This is a genomic window from Paenibacillus sp. E222 (assembly GCF_013401555.1).
In the GTDB taxonomy this organism is placed as follows: Bacteria; Bacillota; Bacilli; order Paenibacillales; family Paenibacillaceae; genus Paenibacillus.
In genome coordinates this window covers 2,292,091-2,318,674 of sequence record NZ_CP058552.1, presented here as the reverse complement: position 1 = coordinate 2,318,674, position 26,584 = coordinate 2,292,091, and the positions used below count along the sequence as shown (strand labels likewise).

Genomic DNA, 26,584 nt, shown 5'->3' with positions numbered 1-26,584 from the left:
ACACTTTGTTATACTCCTGCACAAGCGTCACTACAGGCAAAACGTATTCGTTGGTTCACAATCTTCCATACCCAAAGCTTAACCGGTATTAGTCAGCCAGGATGTATTGGTTGAGTTTTGCTCTCAGCAATTCCTGACGTCCGGATTGATTTTTGCGTGGGCTTTCGTTGTTCAGCGCGTATTCTGCAAGGGAAGCCAGTGTTGCTTTACCTGCAACCACATCAGCACCGATACCTTCGCTGAAGCTGCTGTAGCGTTTTTCGATGAAGTCATCGAATACGCGATCTTCAATCAATTTCGCTGCTACTTTCAAACCTTTAGCATACGTATCCATACCAGCGATGTGTGCGAGGAACAGATCGTCTGCTTCGAAGGAACCACGACGTACTTTGGCGTCGAAGTTCACACCACCACGGCCGATACCGCCGTTTTTCAATACTTCGTACATTGTCAATGTAGCATCGTACATATCAACCGGGAACTCATCCGTATCCCAGCCGATCAGCATATCGCCTTGGTTGGCATCGAGGGAACCGAGCATACCGTTTGTACGGGCAACGCGGATCTCGTGATCAAATGTGTGACCAGCCAGTGTTGCATGGTTAGCTTCCAGGTTCAGTTTGAAGTGTTTGTCCAAACCGTATTTTTGCAGGAAGGCAATGGAAGTTGCTGCATCATAGTCGTATTGGTGTTTCGTTGGCTCTTTCGGTTTAGGCTCAATCAGGAATTGTGCATCAAAGCCAATTTCCTTCGCGTAGTCTACTGCCATGTGGAACATGCGAGCAATGTTGTCTTGCTCCAGCTGCATGTCTGTGTTGAGCAATGTGTCATAACCTTCACGACCGCCCCAGAACACATAGTTTTCTGCGCCCAGACGTTTACCCACTTCCAGACCTTTCTTGATTTGCGCTGCAGCGTGAGCGTACACATCTGCGTTGCAAGTGGAAGCTGCACCAAACATGAAGCGTGGGTTGGAGAACATGTTCGCTGTATTCCAGAGCAATTTTTTGCCGCTGGATTTCATGTGATCTTCAATCAGGTCAACAATCGTATCAATGTTGCTGTAGAACTCACGCAGGCTGTTGCCTTCTGGTGCGATGTCCACATCGTGGAAACAGAAGAACGGGAGATTCATTTTTTCCAAAAATTCAAATGCCGCTTCCACGCGGACTTTCGCGAGGTCCAGACCGGAGTATTTATCCCAAGAACGAACAGCAGTTTCTGCACCAAACGGGTCACTACCGCCCGCTGTTAATGTATGCCAATAAGCCATGCCGAAACGGAAGTGCTCTTCCATCGATTTGCCAGCTACAACTTCTTCCGGATTATAATGTTTAAAAGAAAATGGATTCGTGGAATCTTTACCTTCGAATGAAATTTTATTAACGGATTCAAAATAGGCCATGGTAAATGCCTCCTCAATAGTTTTGAAAGTAATCGTTTACAACGTTATCCTAACACATCAGTTATACTTTGTCTATTGGTTAAACAAAGTAAAAATAAAATTTTTTTTGCTCGTTTGTTTACGCTATAATAGTCGAATAGCTTGTTTACGGATTGCGGGTCTGAACCCTTTTTTAGAAGAATAGGAGTGCCATATGGATATGAAAATTACCGGAGACCAGATGCTGGTCAAAAAAATAAACAAGTCGATCGTCCTGGATACGATACGGCGTCATGCCCCCCTCTCCCGTGCACGGGTATCCGAGATTACAGGGCTGAATAAAGCAACGGTATCCAATCTGGTTGCCGATCTGATCAATGATGAGCTTTTGCAGGAAATTGGCCCTGGGGAATCCAGCGGTGGACGCAAACCTCTCATGCTGCTATTTCGCGGTACATCGGGATATGCCGTAGGCTTGGAACTTAGCGTGACCCACTTAAAAGGTGTGCTTACCGATCTGGAAGGTCACATCATCACAGAATATGCCGTTAAGTTGGAACATCATGATGTGTCCTCTGTATTTGAACAGTTGAAACTTGCAGCAGAACATCTGATTCAGGCAGCCCCTCCCTCCCCTCACGGGGTAATTGGTATTGGGATCGGGGTACCGGGCATGGTGGACGAGGAAGGAACGGTGCTGTTTGCACCCAACTTGGGGTGGGAGAAGGTTCCCCTGCGTGCCATGCTGGAAGAAGTATTCGAGTTACCTGTCACGATCGACAATGAAGCGAATGCAGGTGCGCATGGAGAATTGAATTTTGGTGCAGGCATCGGTGTACGTCATCTGATTTACATTAGTGCAGGCATCGGGATCGGTTCAGGCATTATGGTGGATGGCGAGCTGTACAAAGGAGCCTGGGGATATGCAGGAGAAACAGGCCATATGTCCATTGAAGCAGAGGGCAGACCTTGCTCCTGTGGCAATCGTGGCTGCTGGGAGTTATATGCTTCGGAGAAAGCTTATGAGCACCCGGATCATCAGTTGCTTTTGCCGGCACATACGACACGGGAATTGATTGATTATGCACAGCAAGGCCATGAAGATGTATTGAAGCTATACCAGGAAATTGGCCGCAAACTGGGAGTTGGCATCACCAATATCGTTAACAGTTTCAATCCTGAGCGCATTATTATCGGCGGCCCTCTCTCTGAAGCAGGACCCTGGATTGAAACGGCGCTGAAACAAGTGGTGGAGGAGCGTACGTTGCCCTATCACCGCCGCAGTTTGCAGATAGAATGGGCTGCTCTGGGCAGTCGGTCCACACGTGTTGGTGCCGCTTACTCAGCAATTTCCCAATTTCTAGGTAAAATAAGAGTTTCCGTCTAATAACCGCTGAAAATTGACATCATTTTGCCCCATTTCCTCCCTTTTTGTTAAAGAAATCCAGAGGTATAATAGGGTTATGTGATTTTTGTCATGGCGGCATGAATGTCGCTGTGTTAATTCCGATGACGAAACGGAGTGAAAATTCGTGACCTACGTGGATACTTCAGATATCTCGGCGCAAATGTTTGTCACCGTACTCCTGTTCCTGATCGTGCTTGCGCCGCTGTTCAGCCTTGGCATACTTCGATTGTTTCAGAGCAAAAAGAAGGCTGGTTTCATGTACATGCTGTCAGGCGTACTGGTGTATGTAGTATTTCAGACCTTTATGAGTATCTTTTTCTAGATAAAATATGTTTCATTTTACCGTCAAATCCCTTTTTACATCCACAAAAGAGTTCATGAAACATGTGCTCTATTGTAGCTGTGAAAGGGGATTTTTCATGTTGAAGATAAAAGAAGCCTCAGTCCTGATTCGGACCAAGGCTTCTCCAATATATATTCAAACGGCTCGCGCGAACCGGAATAGCTGCATGTGACTTGAACTTACCCTATAGAGGGTAAATTAAGCGTCAAGCGCTTTAGCAAATTGAGTTTTGTTCATACCCAGAATGCGGTGTTCACCAATGATAGTCAGAGGTACGGCACGTACGCCCATGTCCCATACTTGTTGTGCGAACTCATCGCTTGTCTCGATGTTGCGCTCTTCATAAGAGATGCCTTTGTCAGCCAGGAAGCTTTTTACCGATTTGCAGTTTGGGCAGTTGGTCGATGTGTATACAATTACGTTTTCCATGTTGATTCACCTCATATTGTTATTTTATAGACTGATCTATTGCTCAAAACAGCTCTTCCCTTACAGGACTACTGCGCTATGCTCCAAGCTCTCAATATATTTCTCTGTATCCATCGCAGCCATACATCCGCTACCTGCTGCTGTGATCGCTTGTTTGTAACGGGTATCCTGTACATCACCACAAGCGAATACGCCTGGGATATTGGTTTCGGATGTTCCCGGTGTAGTCAGAATATAACCGTGTTCGTCGGTTGTGATCTGTCCGCCCAGGAATCCAGTGTTTGGTGTGTGACCAATCGCTACGAATACACCACTAGCAGGAATGATTTCTTCTTCACCTGTTTCGTTGTTCAGTACTTTCAATCCTGTTACGCCGTTGTCGCCAGCCAACACTTCCAGAGGGGTACGGTTCAATGCCATTTCCACTTTCTCATTGCTGCGTGCACGATCCTGCATGATTTTGGAGCCACGCAGTTCTTCACGACGGTGTACCAGGGTTACTTTGGAACCGAAACGGGACAGGAAGCTCGCTTCCTCCAGCGCGGAGTCGCCACCGCCAATAACGATGATTTCTTTGTTGCGGAAGAAGAATCCGTCACATGTCGCACAAGTGCTGACACCACGGCCCACATTCGTTTCTTCTCCAGGAATACCAAGGTATTTAGCAGATGCGCCCGTAGACAGGATCAAGGTTTCGGATACGAGTTCACCCATGCCTTCAACCTGAATTTTGAATGGACGCTCGCTCATATCGATGTTGTTTACCCAGCCTGTACGGAATTCTGCACCGAAGCGTTCTGCTTGTTTGCGCATATTGTCCATCAGTTCAGGACCCATAATACCGTCAGGGAAACCTGGGAAGTTCTCCACTTCTGTTGTTGTTGTCAGTTGACCACCAGGTTGTGGTCCTTCAATAACGAGTGGGTTCAAGTTGGCACGTGCCAGATAGATTGCTGCTGTCAGCCCTGCAGGGCCTGTTCCAATAATAATTGATTTATACATGTATAGTTCCTCCCCCGGGTTCTGCAAAAAGGTCAGGCTCTCCGGCATCAAAAGCAAATGCTTTTGCATACACTAGAACGAAAGCCTACATCATGTCCACATGAACTGCCCGTTATGACAATTAACCTATGCAGAAACGGAATTCTAATTTATAATCATTCTAATCTGTTGTTCATTATGATCTCTTTTATGTACGGTGTCAATGCTCGGCAGCGATTATGAAGAAGTCTTCATCAGGAGGGAAAATGGAAGCATGAACGATGCACTCATTGGCAGCTTTATCTCAGCCATGTCTACCGGCCTTGGGGCCATACCTATTCTATTTATGCGCAAAGTAACTCACCGTCTGCGTGATATTTTGCTTGCCTACGCAGCAGGCATCATGACCTCTGCCTCGGTGTACAATCTCATACCGGAAGCACTCGGGCAATCCAATTTGTTCGTACTTGCCCTTGGTATCATGCTGGGCAGCATGGTTCTGCTTGTACTGGAGATGAAGATTCCCCATGTGGATCTGGAAAATCCCGAGAAGATGCCTTTCAAAATTGAAGCCAAAGCCTTCATGATTATTGCAGCCATCACCATGCATAACCTGCCCGAAGGGCTATCGGTAGGTGTCAGCTACGCAAGCAGTGACGCAGGACTTGGCAATCTGATTGCCTTTTCCATTGGATTGCAGAATGCGCCGGAAGGATTCCTGGTCGCCCTCTTCCTCGTCAATCAGAACATCGGTCGCTTCAAAGCGCTCGGTATCGCCACGCTGACTGGCGCAGTTGAAATTGTTACAGCCATGATTGGTTACACACTCAGTAGTCTGGTGTCCGGTCTGGTTCCTTATGGTCTTGCCTTTGCAGCGGGTGCGATGATGTTCATCGTGTACAAGGAACTGATTCCCGAAAGCCACGGCGACGGCAACGCACGGGCGGCAACGGTTTCCTTTTTGCTCGGACTGATCACGATGATTGGGCTGACTGAACTCTTTTAATGGAAAGAACAAAGAACAGCCCCCACATGAACACAAGAATGGACGGCAAAAAAACCTGAAAGCACAGCAGCTCGCTGAACTTCCAGGTTCTTTTTTTGTTCACAAATGAAGATTCAATGAATAGTTGAAACGATCTGTAAAGGTCGATTAACGATCAGATTCCGGATTTGATAAATCGAATCAGTTCGGCATTGAATTTTTCCAATTCATCATAGAACGCCCCGTGACCGCTCTCCTCAAAAGCAATCAATTGAGAACCGGCAATGCCTTTGTGCATCTCCTCGGCGAATTCAAACGGACATATCTCATCCTTCTTCCCGTGCAAAATGGCTGTAGGTACCTGAATCGAACTCAGGTCACCTCGCAAATCCTCATCTCGCAGTGCAATTGCACTGGAGATCGTAGCGTAAGACGAGGCTTCCATACCGAGTGCATGGAACCAATCCATAAACGGCTGGCTGTGCTGCTTCGCGAAAAACATGCCGCCAAACGTCTCCAGCAGCTTCGGACGATCTGCGAAGATTGGCTCAATAATCTGCTCGGTGAGCTGCGCCGGAGTAAGTCCATATGGATAACCCTCACGCTGCGTGAACACTGGTGCCGCCGCAGACAATAGTGCCAGCTTGGATACACCATGTCCCGCATGGCGGGCCATATAATGCACGGCAATCGCTCCACCCATGGAGAAGCCTGCAAGCACCACGTCGGTCAACTCCAGGTCATCGATTACGGCACGAACATCGTCCGCCATCCGGTCGTAGTCATAACCTGTGGACGGAGCGTCCGACTTGCCATAACCTCTGAAATCTATTGCAATCGCACGAATGCCTTGATTCGGCAGTACATTTAATTGATATTCGAACATTTTATAATTAACTGGCCAGCCGTGCAAAAAGACAACCGGTGTTCCTTGACCAATATCTTCAACAAATACACTCACATTCGGTTCCACTTGTACGTAACGTCCCATTATTCACAGCTCCCTTGATTGTCATATCGTTGCAGCGGCAAATTACCGATCTGCTTGGTAATGTTGTAATAACAACGTTCCCTAAGTCATATTCCGTGTGGAACGTTCCTCTGGAATCGTCTCTTCGAATCATTACCCGCTGACCCAAGGTTCAAACGCCGTCGTTTTCAAATGGATTTACTTACCGCAGCAGTCTTAGTCCATTCAGAATAACCAGGATCGTGCTGCCCTCATGGCCTACCACGCCCAATGGCAATGCAACATCTTGTAAGAAGTTACCCGCGATTAGAGCCAGAATTACCGTGATGGCAAAAAACATATTCTGCTTCACCGTCCGCTGGGCCCGGCGAGCTTGCCTGATCACCCAGGCGATTTCTTCAATATTGTCATTCATCAGTACAACATCCGCTACTTCCAGTGCCGTGCCGCTGCCTGATACCCCCATCCCCATGCCAACCGTTGCCGCTGCAAGTGCAGGCGCATCATTCACACCATCCCCAACCATTAACACTTGCCCATACTGTTCGCGAAGTAGATGCACCTGCTTCACTTTATCTTCGGGCAACAGACCTGCGTACACTAGGCTCACACCTGTCTCACGGGCGATTACTGCTGCCGATTCAGGACGATCACCTGTCAGCATAGCCACCTTCACACCCATCGCTTCCAGCATTTTTACCGCTGCGGCCGCTTGTGGGCGCACAGTGTCCCTCATCGCGATCAGTCCGGCCATCTTCCCGTTCGCTGTTATGGCAGACACGGTCTTGCCTTCTCCCTCAAGTTGGGCACGTATGCCATGCCACACAGCAAGATCATTCATATCACAAGCACCTAATTGCTTCTCTATATGATTTGCGTTATTTACCTCACTGATATGATGCGTATCTAACTCATCCGTTTTGCCAATTTTCCAGAGCACACCGTCTACTTTCCCCTCAATCCCCCAGCCCGTCAGCGCCTGAACCTGTTCAGCAATTGGGAGGTTGAGGTCCTCCTTGCTTGCCTGCTCCACAATGGCCCGAGCCAGTGGGTGCATCGAAAGATTCTCAATGGCAGCTACCGCACCCAACAACTGAGCCCGGTCATATCCGTCTGCCGTTATAATATCGGTCACCTGTGGTGTACCCATCGTCAATGTCCCCGTTTTATCAAAAGCAACCACCTGGGTCTGGGCCATGTTCTCCACATGAGCGCCACCCTTGAAGAGAATACCGCGACGTGCACTGCTGGACATCGCTGATAACATGACCGGCATAATGGAAGAAACCAGGGCACAAGGTGAAGCGACAACGAGAAAGACCATTGCTTTGTAAAACGCATCATTCCATGTCCAACCAAGCAATAACGGTGTTGCCACAATAACCAGCACCGTTACGGCGACAACAATACGCGCGTATATCCCCTCGAATCGTTCAATAAAGCGTTGGGAATCCGGCATTTCCGTCTGCGCCTCTTCCACGAGTTTAATAATTTTGCCAAACAACGATCCTTCAGCGGATTTGGTTACCTCCACATATAGAGCGCCTTCGCCGTTCACGGTACCTGCAAATACTTCGTCACCAGCAATTTTGTCTACAGGTAAGGATTCGCCTGTAATCGAGGCCTGATTGATAAAAGAGCTACCCCGGTACACGACACCATCTGCCGGAACCAGTTCGCCCGGTTTGACCAGCAACAGATCCCCCGGCTGCAAATCATCGATGGATACAAGATTCATTTTCCCGTCCTCAATACGCAGCGCCGTTTCCGGTTTGAGCGCCAGCAGCGATGAAATATCTTTGTGACTACGCTCCGTTGCATAGCTTTCGAGTGCACCACTTAACGCAAAAATAAAGATCAGCATGGCGCCTTCATTCCAGTAGCCGATGGCTGCCGCTCCCAACGCTGCTGCAATCATGAGCAGGTTCACATCGAGATCACGATCCTTGACCAAAGTCTCTATGCCTTCTTTGGCCTTGGTCCATCCACCTATGGCATAAGCAACAATATACAGTACTACGGATAACGGATTAGACCATGATGCCGTCACCCAGGCAATAAGCATCAAAAGTCCACTGCCCAGTGCAGCTTGCATTTCCTTGTTGCGCAGCATGGACCGAAAATCTGGTTTGCGCCCCCGGCCCGGACCTGGTGTGTTGGCAGAGCGCTGTTCAGCTTTCGCTTTGGTTTGAATAGGTTGATGTATCGCTTGCATATGAATCACAATCCTTTCTGATTGTCGGGTTGTGGATTGCATTTTGCTGCATCCATGTCCCCTTTTTTGAAGTCGTATTGAGAATGAGAGCCATTGTTAATACCCTAAAAATGACACATGCTGCTGCGGGAATCCCGCAGCAGCATGGTTATTGAATGATTTTCAAACTCATTTTGAATGAGAATGATAATCATTTTTGTACTTATGCAATTTTTTTTACCTAATACAACTTTAGCTTCATTATATGCCTGTGCTCTGCATTTGTAAATAGGTTTTTCATCTTAGCCGATGCAAATTAAAAAAGCCACTCGTCCATAAGGACAAGCGGCTCGTGGTAATGGATTTATTAACGTTATGAATTAAACACTAACGCTTGATTGCTGGCTAGCCTTAATGGCTTGCTCCAGATCGTAGAGGATATCCTGAATATTCTCTGTACCTATAGATAGACGAATTAGCTCAGGATTAACGCCTGCTGCAGTCTGCTCATCTTCTGTCAGCTGTTGGTGCGTCGTACTAGCCGGGTGAATGATCAGTGACTTGGAGTCACCTACGTTCGCAAGGTGGGAGAACAGCTTCACATTTTCAATCAGTTTGCGTCCTGCATCCACGCCGCCTTTGATACCAAAAGTCAGAATGGCTCCCTGGCCTTTCGGCAAATACTTCTGTGCCAATTCATAGGAAGGGTGACTCGGCAAACCTGCGTAGCTTACCCATTCCACATCTGCATGCTTCTCCAGATATTGCGCCACAGCCAGTGCGTTGCTGCTATGGCGTTCAACCCGCAGATGCAGTGTCTCCAATCCTTGAATGAGCAACCATGAATTGAAAGGTGAGATCGTTGCACCAAAGTCGCGCAGTAATTGCACACGAGCTTTGATAATATAAGCAATCGGTCCAACCGCTTCCGTATATACGACACCATGATAGCTGGAATCCGGCTCTGTCAGTCCCGGGAACTTGCCACTTGCTTTCCAGTCGAATTTGCCGCTGTCCACAATAACTCCACCAATGGAAGTACCGTGACCGCCAATAAATTTGGTAGCCGAATGAACGACAATATCAGCTCCATGCTCGATTGGACGAAGCAGATATGGACTTGGGAATGTATTGTCTACAATCAAAGGAATGCCATGTTCATGGGCGATCGCTGCCACAGCTTCAATGTCCAGGACGTTGCCTTGCGGATTTCCGATCGTTTCAGCGTACAATGCTTTGGTTTTATCCGTAATCGCCGCCCGGAAATTCTCTGGATCACTGGAATCTACAAACTTTACATCCAGGCCAAGTTTCGGTAGTGTGGTGGAGAACAGATTGTACGTTCCCCCATACAGACTCGCTGCGGAAACGATCTCGTCTCCCGCACCTGCGATATTTAAGAGGGAGAACGTAATCGCTGCCTGACCGGAAGCGGTAGCCAGTGCGCCCGCACCTCCCTCAAGTGCAGCAATACGTTGTTCGAACACATCCGTGGTCGGATTCATCAGACGTGTATAGATATTGCCAAACTCTTTCAATCCAAACAGATTGGCTGCATGCTCCGTATCACGGAATCCGTAGGATGTTGTTTGGTACAACGGTACAGCACGTGCATGGGTGGTCGGATCAATCTCCTGGCCGGCATGAATTGCCAATGTTTCAAATGAAAGCTCACGTTCGTTTGACATAAATCTGTTTCCTCCCTTAACTTATACGTTTGGCTATTCCCTAGATGTCATGACATGGTGGCGTATGTTTTCCATATTCTCTCACAAGATGTCGCTTTTGAAAAGAAGTATTTCCGATTTTTCCGATAAGAAATATTAATTATGTACTACGAGGACCGCTATACCAAAAAAACCTTTGCTCCCGCAAAGGTTTTCCGGAACTTTTTGCAACGATTCAACTGCCAGGCTGCTGCCGACTCTTTACCGTTTATACCCGAACGCCACTCCATATCTCACGTAAATGCTTGGCCGCTGGAACAGCTTCCTCCGCCGTTACCCCTTCTAGTGAAATATCGATATGTGGTTTATACGTCTTCAATAGTTCAAAAAATAACGGGTAATCCAGAATGCCCTCACCCGGCACCGGATTGAACTTATCACCCTGTGCATTGAAAGCCACATCTTTGGCATGAATGACAATGATGCGCTGATACAGCGTTTCCATCACTTCACGCAGGAATGCGGGCTGATCAGCCACATGCGGTTGTTTGATCAGATTACAAGGATCGAACAGCATGCCCAGATTGGATGAAGGAATTTCTTCAAACAGACGAATCATATGTTCACGCGTATGAAGTGTATGGGTAGATACAGGCTCGATCGCCGCATGAACGCCCCACTTTTCCGCCTCTTCCACCAGTTCCTCTACCGTCTCCCGCAGCACCGTCCACGCCTTTTCTTCATATCCGTCTGGATGAGAGTCGCGATACGTATCCAGGCCCCCCGTCTCCGTTGCCACCATGCTGCAACCGAAATCTCGGGCATAACGCAGATGCTCCTTGAATCGATCAATGTCTGCACGACGGGCCACAGGATCAGGATCAATCGGGTTAATATAGCAGCCTAGTACCGCAATCTTGACTCCGCGCTGTGCAAATTGATCTCCGATCTCATTCGCCAGTCCAGGGCTCAGCTTGCCATTGGACGAGTCCACATCCGATAACGCCTTGGCTAATGCCAACTGTACCGAATTGAATCCGTTATCCGCGATAGTCTGTGCAAGCTGCGCTGTAGGCTGTTTACCAAACGTATGCGCAAGAATACCAAGTTTCATATCACTGCCTCCTTTGCCATTGATCACTGACAGGATTAACGAGCCATCCAGCCGCCATCCACATTCAGTACATGACCATTCAAATAGTCCGATGCCGCCGATGCCAGGAAAACAACCGGACCTTTCAGATCCTCAGGTGTTCCCCAGCGTCCAGCCGGAATCCGTGCCGTGATGTCACGATACCGATTCTCATCGGCGCGAATCTGAGTCGTATTGTCTGTTTCCATGTAGCCTGGTGCAATCCCGTTGATCTGAACACCTTTGCCTGCCCATTCATTTGCGAGTGCTTTCGTTAAACCGGCTACCCCATGTTTACTGGCCGTGTATCCCGGTACATTAATTCCACCCTGATAAGACAGCATGGAGGCAATGTTAATGATCTTGCCACTTCCCCGTTCAATCATATGTCTGCCGGCCAACTGGCTCAGGAAAAATACCGTATTCAGGTTAAGACCTATGACATCATGCCAGTCCTGCTGACCGTGATCGGCTGCAGGTGTACGACGAATAATTCCCGCATTATTGACCAGAATATCAATTCTCCCCTGAAAGGCTAATGCCTTTTCAAACACCCCGGTCAGTTCATCCTCACGGCTCAAATCAGCTTCAATCACATACGCTTTGCGTCCGAGAGCCTCAATAGCACGTGCTGTTTCCGATGGATTGGAGTAAGACACCAGCACAACATCTGCCCCGGCTTCCGCAAGACCAATCGCCATTCCTTGTCCAAGACCTCCTGATGTACCAGTGACAAGTGCAACTTGTCCGCTTAAATCAAATGGGTTCATGAATGATTCCTCCGCATGGTTATTGAGTTGCAAACCGTGTCATTCAGCCTCGGCAGTCATGTAACCACTGTGAAACTGAAGATCAGCTCTGATAATCCACTTCGATACCATTTTGCCTGTAAAGGGCTGCTGTCTCCTCATCCAAGCGACTGTCGCTGATGATGCAGTCCAACTCCGAACAGTGTGCAAAAGTCCGAAGGGCAAATTGTCCGAATTTATAATGATCCACGACGCCATAGACCTGCTGTGAAGCAGAGATCATTGCTTTTTTTAGCGGCACCAGATCGCCTGTATATATAGAAAGTCCAAATTCCGGATGAAGTGCCGTCGTTGAGATAAACGCTTTGTGAATGTTGAGACCGGAAATGAAGGCAGCTGTATCGTCTCCCACCAGCATATTGCGGACTCTTGCTCCGCCGGGCACAACCAGTCGCACCTGCTCCTTTTTGGTCAGCTCAGCAATAATGAACAGATCATTGGTTACCACGGTAATGGGCTGATTGTCCATACGCTTCGCCATCTCCAACGTGGTGCTTCCGCCGTCCAGCGCAACAATATCTCCTGGCCGGATATAAGCAAGGGCTCGCTCGGCAATCTCCGTTTTCTCCGAATGATGCTTTTCCGTAGCCCCTCGACTCGTCAGGATGCCATACTGGTCGTTCTGAGCCAGCATCGCCCCCCCATGGACACGTACGAGCAATCCCATGCCTTCCAGCTTATCGAGATCCTCCCGCACGGTCTTGCCCGTCACCTGCAGCAGTTCACTCAGATCACTAACGGTGACTTCCTGCCGTTCCAGCAGAGCCTCCATAATTTTTTCATGTCTTTTCAATGGATTCATCACAGATCAACTTCCTGTTTCTTTGGAATTTACGCGCCTATTTCAGGTCCTTCATCGCCACGCCGTCCATATCCTCGAACGTCTGGTTTTCACCAGCCATTGCCCAGCAGAACGTATAGCTGCTCGTACCAACACCACTGTGGATGGACCAGCTAGGAGAGATGATGGCCTGACGGTCACGCACAACCAAATGCCGTGTTTCGTTTGGCTCGCCCATCATATGGAATACGACACCATCTTCCGGCAGGTTGAAATACAAGTATACTTCGGAACGGCGGTTGTGGGTATGTGCAGGCATGGTATTCCACATGTTGCCCTTGTCGAGTTCCGTAATACCCATCACCAGCTGACAGCTCTGGATTCCGCCTTCTCCTTGGTGGATATAGCGATAGATCGTCCGTTCGTTCGAGCTTTCGATACTGCCGAGGTGGTTCGGCTGAGCTTGTTCTTGCGTTGCTTTTACTGTTGGATACGTGTGGTGAGCTGGTGTGGATACAAAATAAAACTGAGCCGGCTGATCCTTGCCGCTGCTCTTGAACACAACTTCTTTTACACCTCTTCCGATGTACAGGCATTCCTTGGCACCAATTTCGTATCCTTGACCGTCGGCTGTCACTGTTCCGTGGCCTCCAACATTAATGATACCGATTTCACGACGCTCCAGGAAAAAGTTCGTTCCAATATCCTTCAGATTCACTTCAAGTGTAATATCCTTGCTTTGAGGTACAGCCGTTCCTACTATATAACGATCCACATGAGAGTATACGGTCACCAATTCATCTGTTGCAAACAGTTGTTCCATCAAGAATTCCTCGCGCAGACGGGATGTATCATAGTTTTTCACTTCATTTGGGTGTGCAGCATAACGGTTTTGCATCATTAATCCATTCCTTTCGTTAGTCAGATAATGTTCATATAAGTTCATTTTAGTTCATCTTGTATCTTTTGTGTACCTTTTTTGAAAAATAAAAAAAGATTAACCAGTATTTATTGGCTAACCTCATAATAAGAAGAGCGTCCTATGCTTCAACCCTTTAACTTTTTATACCATTAACTTAATAGAAGAACCTTTCCCTCGATGCTCGATTCAGAGACTTCAATGGCCTGTTTCACATTTTCCAGCCCAAACGTCGCCCCAATGTTTGCCATCCATAGCCGCCCTTCCCGAACTAACTGAATCACTTCATTGAATACCTGTTCCCATCGTTCTTGCGAACATCGCTCTACCCAATGCTTTAGCCAAAAGAGTTTAACGTTAACTTGCGTTCCGCGGGTCACCTCATGCCATAACGGTGAGATACCCGAGAGCAGTCCGACGCTTATTACGGTGCCATGCGGCCTTATACAACTCACGAGTTGCTCTCCATCTGCCCCTCCGATGCAGTCGACGGCCGCAGTAGCGCCACGTTCCTCCGTTAACTCTGCAATTCTCTCCTGTAGCAACTCTTCCATCGTATTTACAACAGAGAACGCCCCAAGTTGATATAAATCAGCCGTATGGCGATCATTTCTTGTGAGCGCAATCATACGAAATCCCAGAATTTTCGATAATTGGGCGAAGATTCGCCCGATTGCGGAACCACCGGCATTGACAATCAAGGTATCGCCGTATGTTAGCTTAAGCATATCCGTACATATCAGCCAAGCTGTTATCGGGTTAATGTAGATCTGACTTGCCGATTGATCATTAATATCATCAGGCACAATGATCGCATGTCGATCTAACGTTTTCACCACCTCTTGCCACGTGTTCTCGCCTCTCAACGGCAGGACGCGCCGCCCCGACATTTGATTGGATACTCCCGGCCCTACCGCCTCCACTACCCCAACTCCCTCGAACCCAGGTACAGCGGGCAATGCCGTCCGATGCGGATATGCGCCTCGAACAGGAATGACATCTGAGGGATTAATAGGCCGAGAGCACATCCTCACTGCTAATTCACCGGGGCCAGGGGGCACTAACTCCTTCTCCTCTAGGCACAGCACTTCGCTCGGCTCACCGAAGCGATAATAACGTATAACCTTAGTCTTCATTGTTGCATCTCCTAAAATCATTTTTCTTAAATAAAAATATAACACTACTCCCCACTGTTGGGATAAATCAAAGAACCCGACGGGAAAATCCCCGCCAGGCTCTGGTGATCTTGCGATGTATTACAAGGAGTAAATGAGCGCCTCATAAGGAAGTAAATGAACGGTGCCGTTTCTAACCTCTTCCGAGGTTGACCGATCCAGATTGCCAATAACCAAGCGGGCATTCGTGGCTCGATCAGCGAATAAAGCAGGCAGAGCATAGGACTGCTCCCGGTCCGAATGATTGAGAATGACAAGCCATGTCTCTCCATCCAGACTGCGGCTATATGCATATACATGCTCTTCCCCTGCCGATTGGTCACGATAATCTCCATAGACCATAACCGCGTGCGTTTTACGCAGGGCAATCAGCTGCTGATAATATGCAAATATGGAGTCCTGCGCGGCCAAATCCCGCTCCACATTAATCTCTTCATAGTTGGGGTTCACCTGCATCCACGGCTGCCCTTCGGTAAACCCGGCGTGCTCGCTGCTGTCCCACTGCATCGGCGTACGAGAATTATCCCGACTCAGCGGCTGAAGACTGTGGAGGACTTCATCTGGCGCACGGCCTTTACCGATTTCTTCCTTATATTTGTTCTTCATTGCAATATCATGATATTCATCAATGGAAGAGAACCGGACACCCGTCATGCCGATCTCCTCTCCCTGGAATACATACGGTGTTCCCGGAAGAGTATGAATCATGGTCGCCAGTTGTTTGGCCGATTCCACGCGGTATTGTCCATCATTGCCGTACCTCGAAACCTGCCTTGTGTGATCGTGATTGTTCAGGAACTGGGAGTTCCAACCTTCATTACGGAACGCTTCATACCAGCTCTCCTGAATTTCCTTGTACCGTGCCAGATCCCAAGTAGGCATGTCATCCGCCACCTGGAAATGGAATAACGTATGCAGCTCTTTACGGTTGTCGCCCACATACAAGAGACCATCCTCAGGTGTCACAAATGGAATCTCTCCTACGGTCATGATGTCATAATGCTGGAGAACCTCCCGGTTCATTTCCTGCAAATATTCATGAATGCCAGGATTATTGCCCAGATAATCAATATTCTCCGGGTGCTCCGCATCCGGGAAACCTTCCAGCTTGGCGAGCAGATTAATAACATCCATGCGGAAGCCGTCAATGCCCTGATCCAGCCAGAAACGCATCATCCGGTATATCTCCTGACGCAGCTCGGGATTTTCCCAATTCAGATCAGGCTGTTCCTTCGCAAAGGAATGAAAATAATATTCTCCCGTCCGCTCGTCGTAGGTCCAGGTCGACGGTTCAAAATAGGAGCGCCAGTTGTTCGGCGGGCTATCCTGTTTCCCCGGCTTCCATATATACCAGTCGCGTTTTGGATTATCGATGGATGAACGAGACTCTTCAAACCATGCATGCTGCTCTGATGTATGATTAACCACCAGATCCATAATGAGCTTCATGCCCAGTGCATGGACCTTGTCCAGCAACTGCCTGAACTGCTCCATCGTTCCGGCTTTCGCCATAATGCGGTAATAATCCGCTATGTCATATCCGTTATCTTTATCCGGCGATTCATAAATGGGATTAAGCCAGATGACATCTATCCCCAGACTTTTGATATAGTCGAGCTTGAGCATCAAGCCCTCCAAATCCCCGATGCCGTCCCCATTCGCATCCAGGAAGCTCCGCCAGTAGACCTGATATACCACGGCTTCTTTCCACCATGCCCGGTTCATGCTGCATCTCCCCTTTTCCGCTTAATGGCTATGCTCCTGCAACGTACGCTCCAGGAATGACAGCGTGAGCTGTTTCGTATCCTTCAGCACCACGTCCGCTCCGGAACCTTTAAGTACAGCTTCTTCACCAATACCCACAGCGATCATGCCTGCGGATTTGATGGCCTCAATACCCGCCTGCGCATCCTCGATGCCGATGCAGGCTTTAACGTCAGCACCCACTTCTTCCGCGCCACGCAGGAACAGATCAGGTGCCGGTTTGCCGTGTGGTACGGAATCCGGATGAACCACATAGCGGAACAGGGAGTCCAACTCCAGCGCCTTCAGAATTTGAGGAGCATTTTTGCTGGCCGAGGCGATCACCGCAGGAATACCGGAGGCTTGCAGCTCAAGCAGCAATTCCCGAATTCCAGGGTAAGTATGCTCCGGTGTCAGCGAGTCCAGCAACGAGACGTAATGTTCGTTTTTACGCTGTGCGAATTCTTCCTTTTCCTCAGCCGAAAACGCATCTTCCTTGCCACCCAGACGTAAAATGCGAGCCAGCGACTCTCCGCGGCTAATGCCCTTTAACTGCTCGTTGAACTCCCGATCAAACGGAATATCCAGCGATTCCCCCAGCTTTTTCCACGCTACATAATGGTACTCCGCCGTGTCGGTAATGACACCATCCAAATCAAAAATAACGGCTTGAAGTGCTCCGTTCCCTTTCATCTTCCCGTTCCTCCCCATGTTATTGCTCTAGTTGCCATTCAATTCGTTTCTCGTTGCTTTCCCGTCTTTCGCCCTTCCAGTCCAGAACAACCGTCCAGCCCGAAGGGTTCGAAATGCTCGCATAACGTTTGCCTTCACGGGATTCAAAATGAATATCGAACTCTGCATCGCCTACCATCAGTTGCTCCAGACTGCATGTTTTGTTTTCCCATGCCTGCGGCATATCAGGTGATACGGTTAAACGGCGATGCTGTGCTTCCGGTTGAACGCCGAAGAAATGTCGTACCACAGGTACAGCCAGGGCATAGATAGTCCACGCCTGCACAACACAGCCGTAGTCCGGAGACATCTCCGAGAATGAACCCGGCAGTACACGTGAGAAGCTTTTCCCCATCCGGCGCAGTAAATCGAGCGCGTGATCCGGATGCCCGTAGGCCGCTTCTGCAACCGCATGTGCTCCCGTAGAGATTGTCATCGTGCCCTGTTGATACATGGCAGCAAGATACGTACCGTATTCGCCGATGAAATCGCGATTTCGCATCGCTTCCAGCGCACGCTGTGCTTTGTCCTGATCGGCAATTCCTGCTTCCATTGGAGTGACAATGACCCAGTTTTTGTTCAGCAGCCAACCGCGGTCTTTCTGATTCTCGCCTGCATCGGCCAGCAATTTTTCCACGTACTCCCGATAGTCTGTGATTCCTTGCTTTTCAGCGAGAGAAACCATGTAATCCACCTTGGGTACAATATCGGAAATAGGTGCAACGGCATCCGCATAGAGACTGTCTTTTTCAGACCAATACACATCATTCACCGCACGTACCGCTTGTTCGGCCAGTTTCTGATAGGTCTGGTGACGCTTCGTTTCACCCAAATAGAGACTCATGTGCTCCAGCGCCTGAAGAGCCTTCGCTGTATATACGGCACTATCAATCAGTTCCATATTCAATCCGGCAATCTCAATGATGCCGTAACCGGAAGGGAACAGGTCCCCATCCGGGTCCATCTCACCCAGCAGCCAGTCGATTCCCTGGACACAGTAGTCATAATGCTCACGCAGAAGTGCATCGTCTCCGGTCCACAGGAACATTTCCCATACAAAGGCGATATAGTGTGCCGTTTCCTGCGTGTTGCCGCGATTAGATACCGCTCCCATGGTGGTCACTTCATGCACAAAACGTCCATTACCGTTCGCTTCCTTGGACTTCTCCAGCAACAGATTAAGCGTATCCCGCACCAATTGATGGTCTCCTGTAGCAAGCACACCCTGAAGTGCATACGTACTGTCACAGCCGAACCACCACGGATACGTGGGTCCACCTGCCGTCAATCCGCGACCGATTCCGTCTACTTGCTGCACCAGCCACTGATTATTGCGCTTCACCCAGGCAAATTGCTCGTTCAACTCATCTTCGCCTTCAATAGTCAGTACTGCGCGCTGATCCAACTTGTCGTAGAGCTGCTGCTTTTGCTCTTTCAGACTGACGTGGCCACGTTCGATGGTTGCATAAGTCTGCTCACAGGCTTCACGGGACGACTCCGAACCGGCAACAAATAACCGGAAGCGAAACACATCCTTCTCCTCCAGCGTGCATTCGGTGACAAAAGAAATGCCTATTCCCTTGCCTGCCGTCAGTTCTGGTCCGTAAATCTCAGGACCAACGGTCATTTCCGTTCCAGGCAGGTCACTTCCAATCATGGCGTACCAGTCTTGGGCATCATCTTTGACGATGACTTTACGCGAAGTAATGGCTTCTGCCTTTTCGCCCGCTCCAGGGATAATTCCGATCTCATCGGAATACCACACTGGACGGAGATCGGTACGTGACAGCAGCTCCAGCTTGAGCCGGGTTGTTCCTTTGCCGTAAGCGCTGATCTCATATTCTACGACCATGCCTTTTTCATAATCAGGGGCAAACTGACTCCGTTCGATAGATACCGGAATGTGGCTCAATCCGTGATCATAGTCGAACCGGCTTCCTCCCCACGACTCGCTGGTGAATCCGTCGGCCCTTGCCCATACGGCAATGTTGCGATCCAGATCAGTTACCTTCAGCCAGAAGCCGTCCAGCAGCTTGATCGGATGCAGCCATACCCCGCCCATTTCGTTAGCCATATGATGCCCAAAGTCGGGAAAGTATCCGTCCTGGGTACCGCAAATTTTTACATATTCACCTGCGTTATAATACAAATTAAAAGGATGTCTGCTTGTTAATGTGGCCATGGTAGTCCTCCTCTGCGGTTTGGCTTACCGCTTATCTCTTCTATTAATACGGACGATTAGCCCTTGATTGCAGAAGAGATGGAAATGCCTTCAATAAAGTATTTTTGTGCAACAAAGAATACAATGAGTGGTGGAAGCATAATCAGCATTGTTGCAGCCATTAACATGTTCCATTCCACGTTATACAACCCCTTGAACATGGACAATCCGAGAGCCAGCGTATACTTTTCACTGGAGTTCAAATAAATGAGCGGTCCCTGGAAGTCATTCCATACGCCCATAAAGGTAAAAATGGAAACAGCAATCAGCGGCGGCATAGACAGCGGCAGCATGATTCTCATGAAAATCTGCATTTTGTTTGCTCCGTCGACGAAAGCGGACTCATCGAGATCACGCGGAATACCGCGCATGAACTGACGGATCAGGAAGATGTTAAACGCTCCACCCCCGAAAAATGCAGGGATAATGAGTGGTAAAAATGTATCAACCCAGCCGATTTCCTTGAACATGATGAACATCGGGATCATCGTTACCTGTGAAGGCAGCATCATCGTCGCCAGCAGAACCAGGAACAGTGTGCGTTTGCCGCGGAAGTTAAACCGGGCGAAACCATACGCACATAGGGCAGACGAGAATACGGTACCGACTAATACCGGAATCAGAATAATCAGCGTATTTTTCAAAAATGTAAAAAACGGGATGGCCAGAACGGCATTTTTATAGTTGGACCACATCCATACAGCCGGGAAAAAATCATCTTTGAACACCTCGGCAGGTGTTTTAAGAGACGTTGCAAACGTCCATAACAGCGGGATCAGCACGACGGCCGCACCAGCAATAAGAATGAGCATAGAAAATAGTTTCGAGTATACCGGTTTCCGTGTCGTTGCTTGATTCATCATTTGTCCTCCTCTCAATCCTTTTCGTTATCGCCCTGGTAATAGACCCACATCGAAGAACTGCGGATGACCAGCAACGTAAACGCCAGAATGATGATGAACAATACCCAGGAGAGTGCCGAAGCATAACCCATTTCAAAATCGGTAAAAGCTTTATTGTACAGATACAAATTATAGAACAGGGTCGAATTAAGCGGTCCCCCGTTGGTCATGACAAATGCTTGTGTAAAATACTGGAATCCGCCGATGATACCCATAATCACGTTAAAGAACACTGTCGGGGAAATCATAGGCAATGTGATGTTGAAAAACCGTTGAAACGGTCCCGCGCCATCCAGATTGGCAGCTTCATACAGCTCTTCAGGAACACCCTGCAAGCCGGACAAATAAATGATGATTGTGTTTCCGACGCCCCACAAGCCCATGACAATCAGTGCGCCCAGCGCATAGCTCGGGTCTTGAAGCCAGGCTGGCCCCTGCACGCCGAATAAGGCAAGCGCCCGGTTCAGAATGCCGTATTCCGGATTGAAAATCATAATCCACATCATCGACGCTGCTACAGCTGGAATGATGGATGGCATGAAATAGATCAATCGGAAAAATTTCATCCCTTTATTCCGCATATTCAGCAGCAAGGCAATCAGCAGTGATGCCACTTGATAGAGCGGTACAGATACCAGAGCGAAAATAAAGGTAACTTTCAACGATTGATAGAACAGCTCATCATGAAACATCGTTTTGAAGTTATCCAGACCGACCCATTCGATCGATTTTACGCCGGTAATAATATCCCATTTGCTAAAAGCCAGCAGCAAGGAAAACAACATTGGACCAATGGTAAAGAGCAACAAGCCTATAAGCCAGGGCAATATGAACCAATACCCGGCACGCTCGGATTTAGAATTACGCATAGCAGCCTCCTTGATGAAGAGGGTGAATCAGCATGGCCGCCGACTCACCCGCATGGTTTTTACTTGATTTTGCTGTCAACGTTCTTCGCAGCTTCATCCAGAGCGCCTTTGACATCCTGTTTGCCAAGCAGCACTTTTTCCAGCGCCTTGGTGAATTCTTCAACAAACACAGGTCCGTTTGTAGAACGCATGGTTACCGGTTTTTTAGCATAATCCATCATTTCGATGACCGGTTTGTCTGCTACTTCTTTGGCTTTGACTTCGTCCAGTTCTTTCACAGTCGCTGGCAATACTTTACCGTTCGCAGAGCGAAGCTTCTGTGCATCTGTACCCGAGAGCCATTTTACCAGTTCGTAAGCTGCTTCTTTATTTTTACCGGCTGCGTTGATCGCCCAACCCGCACTTGCGATAATGCTTGAACGAGTACCGTCCGTATTTTGTGGAATCAGTGCAGAACCATATTGAACATCGGATTTGTCGAGATCACCTTTGATCCAACGACCGGTAATCATCATAGCGAGCTTGTCTGTCATGAACATCGATGAATCTCCGCCAAGCGTTTCGGAATCCAGTGGCGTCGGGGATACACGGCTATCTCCTTGGGACCAAGAGACGTATTTATCCATTGCCGCGATTGTTTTTTCACTGTTCATGTAGCCTTCTGCAGCGGTTCCATCCTCATTCGCGATGTCTGTACCGTAATCCCACAGGTACGTATAGATCGGATATTCCCATTTACCTGCGTTGAATCCGAATTGAGTATATTTATTGCCATCTTTTTTAGTCAGTTTTTGTGCAGTTGCAATCATGTCATCCCAAGTCCATTCATCTGTTGGATAAGGGATTCCAGCTTCATCAAACATGCGTTTGTTGTACCACAGCGCAAGTGGGTTGAAATCTTTAGGCAAGTAGTATTGTTTGCCTTCGATTTTCATATTTTCAATGAGATCCTTTTGGAAAATATCCAGATTAAACGAAGTGTCTTTGCTCAAATAATCGTCAAGTGGCTCAATTACACCTTTATCCACGTATTTGTAGTAGTCGCCTTCACCAACCAGGAATACGTCTGGTGCCTGTCCTGCTGCCAGGGATGTGGTGAGTTTAGTTCCATACCCTTCACTTGGAATAGGCTCAAACTTCACTTCGATATCCGGGTGTGCAGCATTGAACTCTTCCGCAAGCTTCACTTCATCCGCACCGGAGTTGACATCTCCCCATACGGAGAAGGTGAGTTTTACTTTTTCTCCTTTTCCACCTTCTGCACTGTTGCTTCCACCTGAAGAACACGCGGATAATACGAATACCAAAATCAGCATCATGACCAAACTTGCGGACCCTTTTTTCATTTGAATGACCTCCCACATGGATTTATATTAAACCAAGGTTTGAAACCGTTTGCTGAAAGTAACTTGCTGACCGGACAGAAGTAGAGAAATTTCTTCCTCTGCATCACTCTCGATTAGAATACCCTCGGAAGTGATTGTGATATGCAGCAGCTGATTCTGCCAGTAGAGCGGGAATTTCAGACTGCTCCAGGATTCAGGCAGCTTCGGATCGAGATGAAGCTTGCCATCCAACATGCGAACTCCGGCAAATCCCATCACGACACATTCCCATATTCCGCCCAGCGAAGCGGAGTGGATGCCTGCATCCGAAGAATGCATATGCGGTCCCAGATCAATCTCGGAAGCCCGACGGAACAGATCATAAGCAAGTGGGCGATCTCCGAAGTCACTGGCAAGGATACTGTGCGTCGACAGGGATAATGAGGAATCATGCAAAGTTTTCTCCTCATAGTAGTCGTAGTTGGCGCGTTTGATATCCGGTTCGAATTTATTCTCAAGCAGGAAGAACAGCATCATGATGTCAGCCTGCTTCGAAATTTGCATTTCACCAACCTGATCCAGGTTGTAGTCATTGAAGATGCTGGCCACTTTGGTCTGATTTTTATAAGGGGTAAGATCAATGACTTTCTTCTGCAAGTAAGTATCATCTTGTGGAATAAGTCCTTGTTCATTCGGCCCTGGCAGATACATTTGATCCAGCTTGTTCCACGTTTCCCGAGCAGATGTCAGGTTAAGCTTCGCAGACAATGCTTTGAGCAATTCAGGTTTCTCCTGCTGAAGCTTTTCATAATATTGAATGGCCAGCTCCATATTGAAGTGAGCCATATGATTGGTGAATGCATTGTTGTCCACATGCTCCTTATACTCATCCGGTCCAACAACCTCATTGATGTGATAACGTCCTTTGGCCTCATCCCACTCCAAGCGGCTGGCCCAGAACGTTGCTGTATCAAAAATGATCTCGTAGCCATATTCATCCATGAACGCCTCATCGCCTGTAGACTGGACATAATGCCAAACGGCATAAGCGATGTCAGAGGTAATATGCTGTTCAATAAAGCCGGACCAGATCTTCGTCTGCTCTCCGGTTACGATATCTACATCTCCCCATACCGGTGTAACTTCGCCATCTTCGATCCAGGCTGCTTCCCACGGATACATGGCTCCTTCGAATCCATTCTCCTTGGCCTTGCTTCTAGCTCCATCCAACCCCTGATATCGATATTCCAGCAAGGATCTTGCGATTTTGGGATTGCTGTAGATGAAGAATGGAAGGATGAAGATTTCCGTATCCCAAAAGGAATGTCCCTTGTACCCTTCACCACTTAATCCTTTCGCCCCGATTCCCATGCGATTATCATGCGCAGGTGTCATAATGACGAGATGATAGATGGCGAAACGGATGGCAAGCTGGTCATATCCACTTGTGCTGTCCACTTCAATGTTGTACGTGGACCAGGTATCCGCCCAAGCGTTAGCGCTTTCACGAAATAGCTGATCATACCCTTTTTGCGACTCTTGCTTCAGTTCTGTCAGTGCAGATTCACGAATTTGCTCCAGTGAATATCCACCGTTGCTGTACACCAGATCGCGGCTGGTATGCACATTCGAGATTTTCTCCAGTGTTACCGATTGTCCGGCTTCCACGGTTACTGTGCCTTCGATGCCAACCTTGCGGCGTCCCATCGTTTGACGCAATTCCGGCTCAACCTTTTCACCATTCAGCTGCCATTGATGCACTGTATTGGTTACAAAATCAATAGCCGATTGTGTCGTCGTTGACGTCATTTGAATATAAGTCTTTTCAAATATCCGTTTTTCGCCTTCCGTGAAATGCTGTGCACCCGAGTTCGTCCATTGTCCATTAATACCGGATGCAATGTGAACACGTGCCTGACCATCCAGTGGCTTGATGCTTACCGATGAACCAACCAGATGACGGTTGCTCAAGGAAACAAAACGACGGAATTGAAGTTCAAAGCTTTCTCCTGTTGGGCTCTGCCAGACCACGTTACGGGTGAGCTCACCGTTTTTGAGATTCAGTTGACGACTGTAGCTGATCGTTCTTCCTTTTTCCAAGCTGAAGTTTTCCCCGTTCAGGGTAATTGAAAGCTCCGTCACATCTGCTGCATTTGGGAGTTCTGTTACTTCATGTTCATCAAACTTATTGAAGGTTCCAGCTACGAACCAGTTCCGCACCTGTCCAACATAATTCTCGTCCGTTGCAGAGCGAAGTCCCATGTAGCCGTTTCCAAGTGAGAGAACAGCTTCGCCTTTCCCTTGATGAGCCGGATCAAACCCGGTTTCAGTTACCAGCCAGTTACTCCATTCTCCTTGTCCTGCATCGTATTTCAGCAATGTGTATTCCCCCTATGTCTATCTTATGTTGTATCCGAAACGTTTTGGATTTGATTGAAAATAATACCGAAACGTTTCGGATTTCATAAAACATTTCGGTGCTCTCTTCATCTCGTTCATTTTGCAATTCCTCGTGAACCGTATTCTCAGCTAAACTCAGCGACCTGGTTGGGCTGTCGAGGATCTCAAAACCAATTCATTTTGCAAAATAATAAATTTGGGGCTGTCTTCCGATCTCAGCATGCCCATCAGCAGGTTTGCAGCTTCATGTCCCAACTGATACATGTTCTGTCCGATGGTGGTGAGTGGTGGTTGAAAATAAGCGGCTGTTGGAATGTCGTCAAATCCCACTACAGACAATTCATCTGGTATAGAAATACCTAATTCATTCGCAGCTTTCATTACACCCAAAGCCATCATGTCGCTTGCACAAAAGATTGCGGTAATTTCCGGATAAGCCCTCAACAACTCTGAAGCTTGCTGCTGTGCTTCTTCTTCCGTGAAATTCCCGTTTACGATCCATTCAGGCTTCAAACTCAATCCTGCATTTCGCATGGCATCGGAATATCCTTCATAGCGCTCCTTGGAAACAAAAGCCTCCGGGTAACCGTTGACCATGGCGATCTGCTGATGACCCAAACCAATAAGGTGCTCTACAGCAGTTTGTGCACTTTGTTTGTGATTCGTTGATACAAAACCAACATACTCACTGTGAATGGGGATATCAATTAATACACAAGGAATATCACTATCCAATACTTCCTGCAAATACGGATCATCCGTCTTTACACCCTGTAGAATGACGCCATCCACCTTTCGTTCCCTGCACAGCTGTGTGTACGTTTTCATCTTTTGCTTCGCTGTATTCGTGCTGAACAAAATCAGATCATAGTCCGAATTGGCAGCGCTATCATTAATACCGCAAAGCACTTCGAAAACAAAGTTGTTATCGATGTTTTTGTACGTCATGCCTGATACAAGCAACCCCAGCGTTTTGGTTTCCTTCATGACCAGGCCTCTCGCTAGACCATTTGGACTATAATTCAGAGTTTCGGCGGCTTCTTTAATCCGTTTGCGCGTACTATCGCTGACGTCCGAGTACCCATTCAGAGCTCTGGATACGGTCGTTATCGAAAATCCCGTCATTTGTGATATGTCTTTAATTGTAGCCAATTGCTTTCCTCCAAAACGTTTCGGATTACTTATATGTCTGAGTATACGGATTCGAGAAAAAAA

General features: G+C 48.0%; 22 protein-coding genes. 3 read left to right on the top strand and 19 right to left on the bottom strand.

The genetic code is table 11. The features are described from left to right. Window positions 1-88: 88 nt before the first annotated feature. Window positions 89-1,405, bottom strand: coding sequence for a xylose isomerase (gene xylA / locus HW560_RS10265; protein WP_090904698.1), 1,317 nt, complete (start codon window positions 1,403-1,405; stop codon window positions 89-91). A gap of 199 nt (window positions 1,406-1,604) precedes the next feature. Here xylA and HW560_RS10260 point away from each other — a divergent pair, with 199 nt between their 5' ends. Both HW560_RS10260 and HW560_RS10255 read left to right on the top strand, forming a co-directional pair. After that, window positions 1,605-2,771, top strand: coding sequence for an ROK family transcriptional regulator (locus tag HW560_RS10260; protein ID WP_090904760.1), 1,167 nt, complete (start codon window positions 1,605-1,607; stop codon window positions 2,769-2,771). 145 nt (window positions 2,772-2,916) lie between these two features. Next, the gene (locus HW560_RS10255; RefSeq protein WP_053779005.1) at window positions 2,917-3,114 is read left to right on the top strand and encodes a hypothetical protein; all 198 of its coding nucleotides are present in this window, start codon (window positions 2,917-2,919) and stop codon (window positions 3,112-3,114) included. Between the two features lie 219 nt (window positions 3,115-3,333). Here HW560_RS10255 and HW560_RS10250 read toward each other — a convergent pair whose 3' ends face one another. Both HW560_RS10250 and trxB read right to left on the bottom strand, forming a co-directional pair. After that, window positions 3,334-3,564, bottom strand: coding sequence for a glutaredoxin family protein (locus tag HW560_RS10250; RefSeq protein WP_090904697.1), 231 nt, complete (start codon window positions 3,562-3,564; stop codon window positions 3,334-3,336). A gap of 60 nt (window positions 3,565-3,624) precedes the next feature. Continuing rightward, window positions 3,625-4,566, bottom strand: coding sequence for a thioredoxin-disulfide reductase (gene trxB / locus HW560_RS10245; protein WP_076291238.1), 942 nt, complete (start codon window positions 4,564-4,566; stop codon window positions 3,625-3,627). A gap of 253 nt (window positions 4,567-4,819) precedes the next feature. Here trxB and HW560_RS10240 point away from each other — a divergent pair, with 253 nt between their 5' ends. Continuing rightward, window positions 4,820-5,551: a ZIP family metal transporter gene (locus tag HW560_RS10240; protein WP_053779008.1), complete on the top strand. Its 732-nt coding sequence runs from the start codon at window positions 4,820-4,822 to the stop codon at window positions 5,549-5,551. A 154-nt stretch (window positions 5,552-5,705) separates the two neighbouring features. Here the strand turns inward: HW560_RS10240 and HW560_RS10235 are convergent, their stop codons facing one another. From HW560_RS10235 to HW560_RS10160, 16 genes are all read right to left on the bottom strand, one after another. Then, window positions 5,706-6,521: an alpha/beta fold hydrolase gene (locus tag HW560_RS10235; protein ID WP_179262985.1), complete on the bottom strand. Its 816-nt coding sequence runs from the start codon at window positions 6,519-6,521 to the stop codon at window positions 5,706-5,708. Window positions 6,522-6,702: 181 nt separating this feature from the next. Further along, window positions 6,703-8,715, bottom strand: coding sequence for a heavy metal translocating P-type ATPase (locus HW560_RS10230; protein ID WP_179262983.1), 2,013 nt, complete (start codon window positions 8,713-8,715; stop codon window positions 6,703-6,705). Between the two features lie 359 nt (window positions 8,716-9,074). Next, entirely contained in the window at window positions 9,075-10,382 is a 1,308-nt protein-coding gene (locus HW560_RS10225; RefSeq protein WP_179262981.1) for a homocysteine synthase, read from the bottom strand. A gap of 247 nt (window positions 10,383-10,629) precedes the next feature. Then, entirely contained in the window at window positions 10,630-11,475 is an 846-nt protein-coding gene (locus tag HW560_RS10220) for a sugar phosphate isomerase/epimerase family protein (RefSeq protein ID WP_090904694.1), read from the bottom strand. Between the two features lie 35 nt (window positions 11,476-11,510). After that, window positions 11,511-12,263, bottom strand: a complete 753-nt coding sequence (gene kduD / locus HW560_RS10215; protein WP_053779016.1) for a 2-dehydro-3-deoxy-D-gluconate 5-dehydrogenase KduD — start codon at window positions 12,261-12,263, stop codon at window positions 11,511-11,513. 82 nt (window positions 12,264-12,345) lie between these two features. Further along, entirely contained in the window at window positions 12,346-13,104 is a 759-nt protein-coding gene (locus HW560_RS10210) for a DeoR/GlpR family DNA-binding transcription regulator (protein ID WP_167434846.1), read from the bottom strand. 37 nt (window positions 13,105-13,141) lie between these two features. Next, window positions 13,142-13,981: a 5-dehydro-4-deoxy-D-glucuronate isomerase gene (kduI, locus tag HW560_RS10205; protein WP_110001599.1), complete on the bottom strand. Its 840-nt coding sequence runs from the start codon at window positions 13,979-13,981 to the stop codon at window positions 13,142-13,144. Window positions 13,982-14,154: 173 nt separating this feature from the next. Then, window positions 14,155-15,138, bottom strand: coding sequence for a zinc-dependent alcohol dehydrogenase family protein (locus HW560_RS10200; RefSeq protein ID WP_179262979.1), 984 nt, complete (start codon window positions 15,136-15,138; stop codon window positions 14,155-14,157). Window positions 15,139-15,258: 120 nt separating this feature from the next. Further along, window positions 15,259-16,902 (bottom strand): glycoside hydrolase family 13 protein, encoded by a 1,644-nt coding sequence (locus tag HW560_RS10195; RefSeq protein WP_179262977.1) that lies wholly within the window; start codon window positions 16,900-16,902, stop codon window positions 15,259-15,261. A gap of 21 nt (window positions 16,903-16,923) precedes the next feature. Beyond that, complete coding sequence (gene pgmB, locus HW560_RS10190; protein ID WP_090904690.1) at window positions 16,924-17,613, bottom strand: beta-phosphoglucomutase; 690 nt, start codon at window positions 17,611-17,613, stop codon at window positions 16,924-16,926. A 19-nt stretch (window positions 17,614-17,632) separates the two neighbouring features. Then, complete coding sequence (locus HW560_RS10185; protein WP_179262975.1) at window positions 17,633-19,834, bottom strand: alpha-L-rhamnosidase-related protein; 2,202 nt, start codon at window positions 19,832-19,834, stop codon at window positions 17,633-17,635. 56 nt (window positions 19,835-19,890) lie between these two features. Then, the gene (locus HW560_RS10180) at window positions 19,891-20,736 is read right to left on the bottom strand and encodes a carbohydrate ABC transporter permease (protein WP_373564981.1); all 846 of its coding nucleotides are present in this window, start codon (window positions 20,734-20,736) and stop codon (window positions 19,891-19,893) included. Window positions 20,737-20,747: 11 nt separating this feature from the next. Next, the gene (locus HW560_RS10175; RefSeq protein ID WP_179262973.1) at window positions 20,748-21,644 is read right to left on the bottom strand and encodes a carbohydrate ABC transporter permease; all 897 of its coding nucleotides are present in this window, start codon (window positions 21,642-21,644) and stop codon (window positions 20,748-20,750) included. A 59-nt stretch (window positions 21,645-21,703) separates the two neighbouring features. Beyond that, the gene (locus HW560_RS10170; RefSeq protein ID WP_090904686.1) at window positions 21,704-22,990 is read right to left on the bottom strand and encodes an ABC transporter substrate-binding protein; all 1,287 of its coding nucleotides are present in this window, start codon (window positions 22,988-22,990) and stop codon (window positions 21,704-21,706) included. A 27-nt stretch (window positions 22,991-23,017) separates the two neighbouring features. After that, on the bottom strand, window positions 23,018-25,348 hold the full coding sequence (locus tag HW560_RS10165; protein ID WP_179262971.1) for a glycoside hydrolase family 65 protein: 2,331 nt from the start codon (window positions 25,346-25,348) through the stop codon (window positions 23,018-23,020). Window positions 25,349-25,504: 156 nt separating this feature from the next. Next, the gene (locus HW560_RS10160) at window positions 25,505-26,521 is read right to left on the bottom strand and encodes a LacI family DNA-binding transcriptional regulator (protein ID WP_179262969.1); all 1,017 of its coding nucleotides are present in this window, start codon (window positions 26,519-26,521) and stop codon (window positions 25,505-25,507) included. Between the last annotated feature and the right edge of the window lie 63 nt (window positions 26,522-26,584).

Excerpts from the sequence above, each read along its gene's own strand:
- kduI (WP_110001599.1), bottom strand. The coding sequence starts at position 13,981 with ATGCAAAACCGTTATGCTGCACACCCAAATGAAGTGAAAAACTATGAT.
- HW560_RS10250 (WP_090904697.1), bottom strand. The coding sequence starts at position 3,564 with ATGGAAAACGTAATTGTATACACATCGACCAACTGCCCAAACTGCAAA.
- HW560_RS10260 (WP_090904760.1), top strand. The coding sequence starts at position 1,605 with ATGAAAATTACCGGAGACCAGATGCTGGTCAAAAAAATAAACAAGTCG.
- xylA (WP_090904698.1), bottom strand. The coding sequence starts at position 1,405 with ATGGCCTATTTTGAATCCGTTAATAAAATTTCATTCGAAGGTAAAGAT.
- HW560_RS10210 (WP_167434846.1), bottom strand. The coding sequence starts at position 13,104 with ATGAATCCATTGAAAAGACATGAAAAAATTATGGAGGCTCTGCTGGAA.
- HW560_RS10195 (WP_179262977.1), bottom strand. The coding sequence starts at position 16,902 with ATGAACCGGGCATGGTGGAAAGAAGCCGTGGTATATCAGGTCTACTGG.
- HW560_RS10170 (WP_090904686.1), bottom strand. The coding sequence starts at position 22,990 with ATGAAAAAAGGGTCCGCAAGTTTGGTCATGATGCTGATTTTGGTATTC.
- HW560_RS10220 (WP_090904694.1), bottom strand. The coding sequence starts at position 11,475 with ATGAAACTTGGTATTCTTGCGCATACGTTTGGTAAACAGCCTACAGCG.
- HW560_RS10175 (WP_179262973.1), bottom strand. The coding sequence starts at position 21,644 with ATGCGTAATTCTAAATCCGAGCGTGCCGGGTATTGGTTCATATTGCCC.
- pgmB (WP_090904690.1), bottom strand. The coding sequence starts at position 17,613 with ATGAAAGGGAACGGAGCACTTCAAGCCGTTATTTTTGATTTGGATGGT.
- HW560_RS10230 (WP_179262983.1), bottom strand. The coding sequence starts at position 8,715 with ATGCAAGCGATACATCAACCTATTCAAACCAAAGCGAAAGCTGAACAG.
- trxB (WP_076291238.1), bottom strand. The coding sequence starts at position 4,566 with ATGTATAAATCAATTATTATTGGAACAGGCCCTGCAGGGCTGACAGCA.
- HW560_RS10200 (WP_179262979.1), bottom strand. The coding sequence starts at position 15,138 with ATGAAGACTAAGGTTATACGTTATTATCGCTTCGGTGAGCCGAGCGAA.
- kduD (WP_053779016.1), bottom strand. The coding sequence starts at position 12,263 with ATGAACCCATTTGATTTAAGCGGACAAGTTGCACTTGTCACTGGTACA.
- HW560_RS10240 (WP_053779008.1), top strand. The coding sequence starts at position 4,820 with ATGAACGATGCACTCATTGGCAGCTTTATCTCAGCCATGTCTACCGGC.
- HW560_RS10235 (WP_179262985.1), bottom strand. The coding sequence starts at position 6,521 with ATGGGACGTTACGTACAAGTGGAACCGAATGTGAGTGTATTTGTTGAA.
- HW560_RS10225 (WP_179262981.1), bottom strand. The coding sequence starts at position 10,382 with ATGTCAAACGAACGTGAGCTTTCATTTGAAACATTGGCAATTCATGCC.
- HW560_RS10180 (WP_373564981.1), bottom strand. The coding sequence starts at position 20,736 with ATGATGAATCAAGCAACGACACGGAAACCGGTATACTCGAAACTATTT.
- HW560_RS10185 (WP_179262975.1), bottom strand. The coding sequence starts at position 19,834 with ATGGCCACATTAACAAGCAGACATCCTTTTAATTTGTATTATAACGCA.